The 3,086-nt window shown below is 39.2% G+C and carries 1 protein-coding gene; it reads left to right on the top strand.

From position 1 onward, the window contains the following. The first annotated feature begins 264 nt into the window (after positions 1 to 264). Positions 265 to 2,892 carry a valine--tRNA ligase gene (locus E1171_RS03865; RefSeq protein ID WP_155204273.1) on the top strand — a complete coding sequence of 876 codons (2,628 nt, stop codon included), beginning with the start codon at positions 265 to 267 and terminating at the stop codon, positions 2,890 to 2,892. Positions 2,893 to 3,086: the final 194 nt, after the last annotated feature.

Genomic DNA, 3,086 nt, shown 5'->3' with positions numbered 1-3,086 from the left:
TCGTTTTGTATCAAGACAAAATGAACAAAAGCCTTATAGGTATGGAAAACTTTCAATTTTTAGCTGATCATTGCGAAAAACTCCCATAAAGCAGCAAACTTCACCAATAGGGATAAAAAAAGGTCCAGAAAGTCCTTTTGGTCCATTAAATTATTTTTTTTCTAAAGAAAACACCACCTCCCTTTGTCCCAGCATTTAATCACAATTATTCGTAGCTTTGCGGGATTAAAATCGATTCACATACAAATACCTATTTTCAGGAATATGTCGCTTTCAACAAAGTATAACCCAAAAGAAGTAGAAGATAAATGGTATCAACATTGGCTGGACCAAAAGTTTTTCCATTCGGAGCCCGATCCTAATAAAGAACCTTTTACGGTGGTAATTCCTCCACCCAATGTTACTGGGGTACTACACATGGGCCACATGCTGAACAATACCCTTCAGGACGTGATGGTGAGGAAAGCCCGCATGGAAGGCAAAAATGCCTGTTGGGTTCCTGGAACTGATCATGCTTCCATTGCAACAGAGGCAAAAGTGGTGGCTTTATTGAAAGAACAAGGCATAGAAAAATCAGATATTAGCAGGGAAGAATTCCTCAAACATGCCTGGGAATGGAAGGAAAAATATGGAGGCATCATCCTGGAACAACTCAAAAAGCTCGGGGCTTCTTGTGATTGGGACCGCACCCGCTTTACCATGGAAAAGGAGCTTTCGGACTCGGTGATCAAAACCTTTGTTGACCTATATAACAAAGACCTGATTTATCGTGGCATTCGAATGGTAAATTGGGACCCTCAAGGACAAACTGCCCTTTCGGATGATGAAGTAATTTACAAGGAAGTTCAATCCAAACTTTACTTTGTAAAATATCAGATTGAAGGAGAGGATGAATTTCTTACCATTGCCACCACAAGGCCAGAAACCATTCTGGGAGATACAGCAATTTGTATCAACCCTAACGATAATCGTTTTAAGCATTTACATGGAAAAAGTGCCATTGTTCCTTTAGTGAATCGTTCTGTTCCAATCATTTTGGATGAGTATGTGGATATGGAATTTGGTACTGGGTGCTTAAAAGTAACTCCTGCCCATGACATCAATGACTATGAATTAGGGCTTAAGCATAAATTGGAATCCATTGATGTAATAAACGATGATGGAACTATCAGTGAAGCCGGGACGCTTTTCGTTGGACAGGATCGCTTTGCTGTTAGAAAGTCTATCATAAAAGAAATAGAGGCCATTAATCAATTGGCTAAGATTGAGGAATACACGAACAATGTTGGTTTTTCCGAGCGTACCGATGCTGTAATTGAGCCCAAGCTTTCTACCCAATGGTTCCTAAAAATGGATACCATCACCAAACCGGCTTTGGAAAATGTAATGAATGATAAGATTCAATTGCATCCTCCAAAATTCAAGAACATGTACCGTTCCTGGATGGAAAATGTGAGAGATTGGTGTATTTCGCGTCAGTTATGGTGGGGCCATCAGATTCCAGCCTATTACCTCCCTAATGGGGAATTGGTAGTGGCAGAAACCCCTGAAGAAGCGCTTGAATTAGCTAAAAAGAAAACGGGAAATGAGCAACTAACGGTGGGGGACCTAAAACAGGATGAAGACGTATTGGATACCTGGTTCTCGTCTTGGTTGTGGCCTATTTCTGTATTTAACGGAATCAATGAACCAGATAACGAGGAAATTAAATATTACTATCCAACAAATGACCTTGTAACAGCACCTGAAATCTTATTTTTCTGGGTGGCCAGGATGATCATTGCCGGATACGAATACCGTGGGGAGTTACCATTTAAGAATGTTTATTTGACTGGAATTGTCCGTGATAAACTGGGCCGTAAAATGTCCAAATCATTAGGAAACTCTCCGGACCCACTCAAATTAATGGAGCAATATGGAGCAGACGGTGTACGTACCGGGATGTTATTCAGTTCTCCTGCAGGAAATGACCTTCCTTTTGATGAGAAACTTTGTGAACAAGGAAGAAACTTTTCAAATAAGATATGGAATGCATTCCGTTTGGTAAAAGGTTGGGAAATTGATGAAAAGATCGATGGTGCAGCAAACCGTACTGCCATTAACTGGTTCGAATCAAAATTTAATAGCACACTGGTTGAAATCGAAGATCACTTCAGCAAATACCGTATTTCAGATGCTTTAAAAGCCACTTATAAGCTGATTTGGGATGACTTCTGTTCCTGGTACCTGGAGATGGTGAAACCAGCATATGGCCAACCGATTGATAGGAGTACTTATGAGGCCACCATCAACTTCTTCGAACAAATAATTAAGGTATTACATCCATTTATGCCATTTCTTACAGAAGAAATTTGGCACCAAATAAAGGAAAGAGAGGACAAAGATTGTCTGATTGTTGCCCAATGGCCAAAAGCAAATGAAAGCAATGCCAACATTTTACAAAAGGCAGAATTGGTATTTGAAGTGGTTTCCACAGTAAGAAATACGCGAAATGAAAAGCAGATCTCTCCTAAGGAAGCCTTAAGCCTTTCTATAAAATCAAATGATCCTGCTACGTATGAACAATTCGGTGGAATTATACGTAAGCTAGCCAATATTTCTGAAATCAACTTTGTGAAAGAAAAGGTTGATGGGGCAATTGGATTTGTCATTAAATCGGACGAATTCTTTATTCCTATGGATGGAATGATTGATGTAGAAAAAGAGAAAGAGAACCTGACCAAGGAATTGGAATACACCAAAGGATTCCTAAAAAGTGTAATGAAGAAGCTCAGTAATGAGCGCTTCGTAAACAATGCTCCTGAACAGGTGATAAACAATGAGCGCAAAAAACAAGCTGATGCCGAAGCTAAGATAAAGGCTATTGAAGAAAATCTGGCTAGCCTTAATTAGTGCAAAATGAAAAGTTAAGAGTGAAAAGAGGAATTTTTCGCTCTTAACTTTCTACTCTTCAATCCTCCAACTTTTAATTCATTAAAAGCCTCCATAAGTCACATCCCGGACTTCTCCCCACCTAATTATTTTCCTTAAATCCCCAATCCTTATTGACCAAAATTGGTTATTATTACATATACAGATTTTATGTT

Source organism: Xanthovirga aplysinae, from assembly GCF_009711365.1.
In the GTDB taxonomy this organism is placed as follows: Bacteria; Bacteroidota; Bacteroidia; order Cytophagales; family Cyclobacteriaceae; genus Xanthovirga; species Xanthovirga aplysinae.
Note: the sequence above shows the minus strand (reverse complement) of the source record. Positions and strands in the feature narration are given on the sequence as shown.

Excerpts from the sequence above, each read along its gene's own strand:
- E1171_RS03865 (WP_155204273.1), top strand. The coding sequence starts at position 265 with ATGTCGCTTTCAACAAAGTATAACCCAAAAGAAGTAGAAGATAAATGG.